Below are 4,893 nucleotides of genomic sequence, written 5' to 3' on the forward strand. Positions count from 1 at the left end.
GGTCTTCGAAACAGACGCCTTCCCCGGCGAAAAATTTTCCGGGCAGATTGCGTTCATCGATCCAACGCTCCGAGAATCGACACGCACGATCAGAGTCCGAGTCAACGTGGCCAACCCTGGGGTCCGTCTGAAACCTGGGATGCTGGCACGGGGTTTGGTGGAGGCACATCTGGCGGCTGGAGACACAGTTTTTGAACCCTCTTTGGCTGGGAAGTGGATTTGCCCCATGCATCCAGAGGTCATTTCGGACTCCCCAGGGAAATGCACGCGGTGCGGTATGGACCTGGTCCGCGTGGAATCGCTGGGATACGTGGCCATGGATGAAAAACTCACTCCCCCGCTCGTTATCCCCGCCTCTGCACCATTGATCACGGGCAAACGGGCGCTTGTCTATGTGCGACTTCCGGACAGTGAAGAGCCCATCTTTGAAAGTCGCGAAATTGTGCTCGGGCCACGAGTAAAAGAGGGATATATTGTCCACAGCGGCCTGAAAGAAGGGGAGTTGGTGGTCGTTAAAGGGAACTTTAAAGTGGACAGCGCTGTGCAACTTGCCGGAAAGGCCAGCATGATGCATTCCGTCGATCAGGCGTCAGAGCCTACTGCCACGGAAGGACGCGAGGTTAGTTCGGCTGGCGATCCTGTGCTCGCCCGGGCGCTCCAGGGTCTTTGGACGCCGTACCTCAGCATTCAGCAGGCGCTTTCGCGCGATGATCCGGCCAAGGCGGCCGCTGGATTCGCCGCGATCGCCGCAACTCTTCCCCAACTTCTCCATTCCGACCTGCCGGAGAAGGAGCGGCAACAGCTTGCAGAAATTGCGTCGCACCTGCAAATGGCGTGCGACCAGGCCAGGAACGTGCAGGACATAGAAGTTTTGCGATCCGCATTCCGCCACCTTTCACAGACCCTGATTGAGGTCGTGCGAAAATTTGGCCATGCACACGGAAAGCCGCTCGTCGTTGTCCATTGCCCGATGGCGTTTTCCAACCAGGGAGCGGAATGGTTGCAGGAGGGGGAAGAAGTGGCCAATCCTTACTTTGGAAGCCGAATGCTTCGCTGTGGAGAGGTCAAGGAGCAAATAGAACCGCTTGGCATTGAAAAAGAGATACATCCGGCGACGAGTGGCGGTTCTCAGCCTCAGCCACCCATGGATCACTTCCATCAGCATTGACACGCGCAATGGCGATTGCCTGAATTCGCTGAAGCTGTTAGTCGAGCCAATATTGGTCGTCCATCGCCAACGGCAGAATGGAGAAAGAAGCAATGACGGACAACAATATTCCGTTTACAGCAAAATTTATCGATGGAATCATTCGATTCACTCTCGATAATAAGCTGGTGGTCTTTCTCATCATCGCAGCGATCGTGGGCTGGGGACTGGCGGTCATGCCGTTCGACATCAATGTCCCTTTCCTGCCCCGCTCACCGGTTCCCGTCGATGCATTTCCCGATATTGGAGAAAACCAGCAAATTGTGATCGCGGAATGGCCGGGGCGAACGCCTCAGGATGTCGAAGACCAGGTCACATATCCGCTCACCGTTTCTCTGCTGGGAGTTCCCGGCGTGAAAACCATTCGCAGTTCTTCCTATTTCGGATTTGCGATGGTGTATGTCATCTTTCGAGAAGATGTGGACTTCTACTGGGCAAGGTCGCGAATCCTGGAACGCCTCCCCGTCGCACAGAAATCACTTCCGCCCGGTGTCAATGCGACATTGGGACCGGACGCCACTGCGCTGGGGCAGGTCTTCTGGTACACGCTGGAAGGCCGCGATCCCAAAACAGGCGAACCGGTTCCCGGATGGGATCTCGAAGAGCTGCGATCGATCCAGGACTGGCAGGTCCGGTATGCGCTTCAGTCGGTGGAGGGCGTGGCGGAGGTCGCTTCGGTGGGTGGGTTTGTTCGAGAGTACCAGGTCGATGTGGATCCCGAGCAGCTTGCCCATTATGGTGTCACCCTGGAACAGGTGCTGGATACGGTGCGCCGTTCGAACCTCGATGTGGGAGCACGAACGATAGAGATTAATGGTGTTGACTATATGATCCGCAGCCGCGGATTTATTCGGAGCGTAGAAGATCTGGAAAATGCGGTGATTAAAACGGATCATGAAGTTCCCATTCTTGTCAAGAATGTTGCCCATGTCACCCTTGGGCCGGCCATGCGCCGCGGCGTCCTCAACAAGGGCGGTGCGGAGGCCGTGGGCGGCGTCGTGGTGGTTCGTTACGGCGAGAACCCGATGGAGGTCATTAAACGGGTCAAACAGAAAATCGCCGAGATTGCTCCCGGCCTGCCGCGAAAGACACTGTCTGACGGCCGGATTTCACAGGTCACGATTGTCCCGTTCTACGATCGGACTCAGCTTATTCAGGAAACTCTGGGGACGCTGAGCGACGCGCTGCGGCAACAGGTGATTGTCACGATTATTGTCGTGCTTATCATGGTTAATCATTTTCGGTCTTCTTTTCTCATTTCAAGCTTACTCCCAATGGCCGTCTTAATGTCATTTATTGGCATGAAAATATTTCATGTCGATTCCAATTTGATGTCACTTGCCGGGATCGCTATCGCCATTGGCACGATGGTCGACATGGGGATCATCCTGACGGAAAATATGCTCAAACATCTGGACGAAGCTTCACCTGAGGAGCCGCGCAAGGAGGTCATTTTCCGAGCAGCATCAGAAGTGGGCCGGCCGGTTCTGACCGCGATAAGCACAACCGTGCTGGGGTTTTTGCCGGTGTTCGTGATGACCGGGCCGGAAGGAAAGATGTTCCGGCCCCTTGCCTATACCAAAACATTTGCGTTGATAGCATCGGTCATCATTGCTCTCACACTTTTGCCACCACTGGCCCACATTTTGTTCAGCATAAGAAAGCCGACACGTTGGCTGCGTCTGACGGCTGCCGGGGTTGTGCTCGTGGGAAGTCTGATCGCCGGGGCAAACCTGGGATGGTGGCTTGTCATTGTGGGGATAGCGTGGGCCGGAGGGTTCCTCGTGGCAGAGTTCGCCCCGCAGTGGGAGTTCCGCTACCGGCAGCTTCTGACCTTGGTCGCCGCTACCGTTGCCATCGGTATCTTGGCGGCGGACTGGTTACCGCTTGGACCGGGAAAGGGACTTACGCGGAATATCATTCTTGCCGGTGGAGTCATTGCAGGGCTATTGGCTGTGTTCCTTGTATTTCAAAAGTTTTACTCTGTTCTCCTGCGGTTTTTCCTTAGACACAAGCTTGTTTTCTATCTCTTTCCGGTTAGCAGTCTGCTCCTGGGGGCGTGCATCTGGCTTGGATTTGAACGCGTGTTTGCTTTCGTCCCGGGTGTTCTCGAGCGAATCGGTATTTCCAGACAAAGAGTGCTGGGGCATCCTCTCTGGGTTTGGGCACGGCATGAGTTTCCAGGGCTAGGACGGGAGTTCATGCCACCACTCGATGAAGGATCGTTTCTCCTCATGCCCACGGCCATGCCTCACGCAGCCCTGGCCCAGGCTCAGGATTATTTGGAAAAACAGGTCAAATTGGTTTCCGCAATACCTGAAGTTGACGTCGTTGTAGGAAAACTCGGCCGCGTCGATAGCGCTCTGGATCCAGCGCCCATCAGCATGATAGAAACGTTGATCACCTATAAGCCGGAATATCTTGTCGATGCCACAGGCCACCGATTAACATTCAAAGCGATTGAAAACGATGGCCGTCTCGAGTTTGTTCGCGATGCGAACGGAAATCTCATCCCAGATCCTCACGGCTGGCCTTATCGCCAGTGGCGGCCGGAAATCCGCTCGGCGGACGATCTGTGGCGCGAAATCGAGAGAACCGCGCGGCTGCCCGGGCTTACCTCTGCTCCAAAACTCCAGCCGATCGCCGCGCGCATCGTGATGTTGCAAACCGGCATCCGGGCGGCCATGGCGGCGCGGATTCGGGGGAATAGTTTGGATGACATTTACAAGGTGGCACTTCAGGTGGAAAACATACTCAAGGAGGCACCGGGGGTCGATCCCAAGACCGTGTTTGCCGACCGGATGATTGCCTCTCCCTACTTGGAAATTGTCCCCCGACGGGAAGACCTGGCGCGATACGGCGTGAAAATCGAAGAGTTCCAGCACTTGATAGAAACTGCAGTGGGCGGTGAACCGCTGACCACGACTGTGGAGGGCCGGGAACGGTATCCCGTCCGCGTGCGCTACTTAAGGGAACGTCGCGATTCTATTGAGGAACTGAAACGCATTCTCGTGACCACGGCGACTGGGGCCCAGGTCCCGCTGGAGCTGCTGGCCGATATTCAGTATGTCCAAGGACCGATGGAAATTCGTTCGGAAGATACAAAGCTCGTGGGCTACGTGATCTTTGACAAGCAACCAGGCTATGCGGAAGTAGACGTGGTAGAAGCCTGCCAGCGCTTGTTGCGCCAGAAGCTGGAAAGTGGTGAACTGGTATTGCCCCCGGGAACGGAAATGCCCACATTCATCGGCTCGTACGAAAACCAGGTTCGTTCCGCGCGTACTCTGGCGGTGGTCGTTCCCCTAACTTTCTTTATCATCTTTTTAATTCTCTATTTTCAGTTCAGAAACGTCCTGACTACGTTTATTGTGTTTTCCGGGGTACTGGTTGCAGCGTCGGGTGGTTTTCTGCTGCTCTACCTCTACGCACAACCGTGGTTTGCTGATTTTTCAGTATTCGGTGTCAACCTGCGAGATCTTTTCCAGATGCGAACGCTCAATCTCAGCGTCGCCGTATGGGTCGGGTTTATCGCGCTGTGGGGAATTGCCACCGACGACGGTGTGGTGATCGCCAGTTATCTGGATCAGTCGTTTGCGGTCCGGAAACCGCGCACGGTAGAAGAAATTCGCGACGCGACAGTAGCCGCCGGATTGCGCAGGATCCGGCCGTGCCTGATGACCACGGCC

General features: G+C 55.5%; 2 protein-coding genes. Both read left to right on the top strand.

Translation table 11 applies throughout. From position 1 onward, the window contains the following. The coding region (locus H5U08_RS10155) for an efflux RND transporter periplasmic adaptor subunit (RefSeq protein WP_297032669.1) at nucleotides 1-1,168 on the top strand (1,168 nt) is incomplete at its 5' end. A gap of 92 nt (nucleotides 1,169-1,260) precedes the next feature. Continuing rightward, the coding region (locus H5U08_RS10160) for an efflux RND transporter permease subunit (RefSeq protein WP_297032671.1) at nucleotides 1,261-4,893 on the top strand (3,633 nt) is incomplete at its 3' end.

The sequence above is a fragment of the Thermogutta sp. genome, assembly GCF_014359955.1.
Classification (GTDB): domain Bacteria; phylum Planctomycetota; class Planctomycetia; order Pirellulales; family Thermoguttaceae; genus Thermogutta.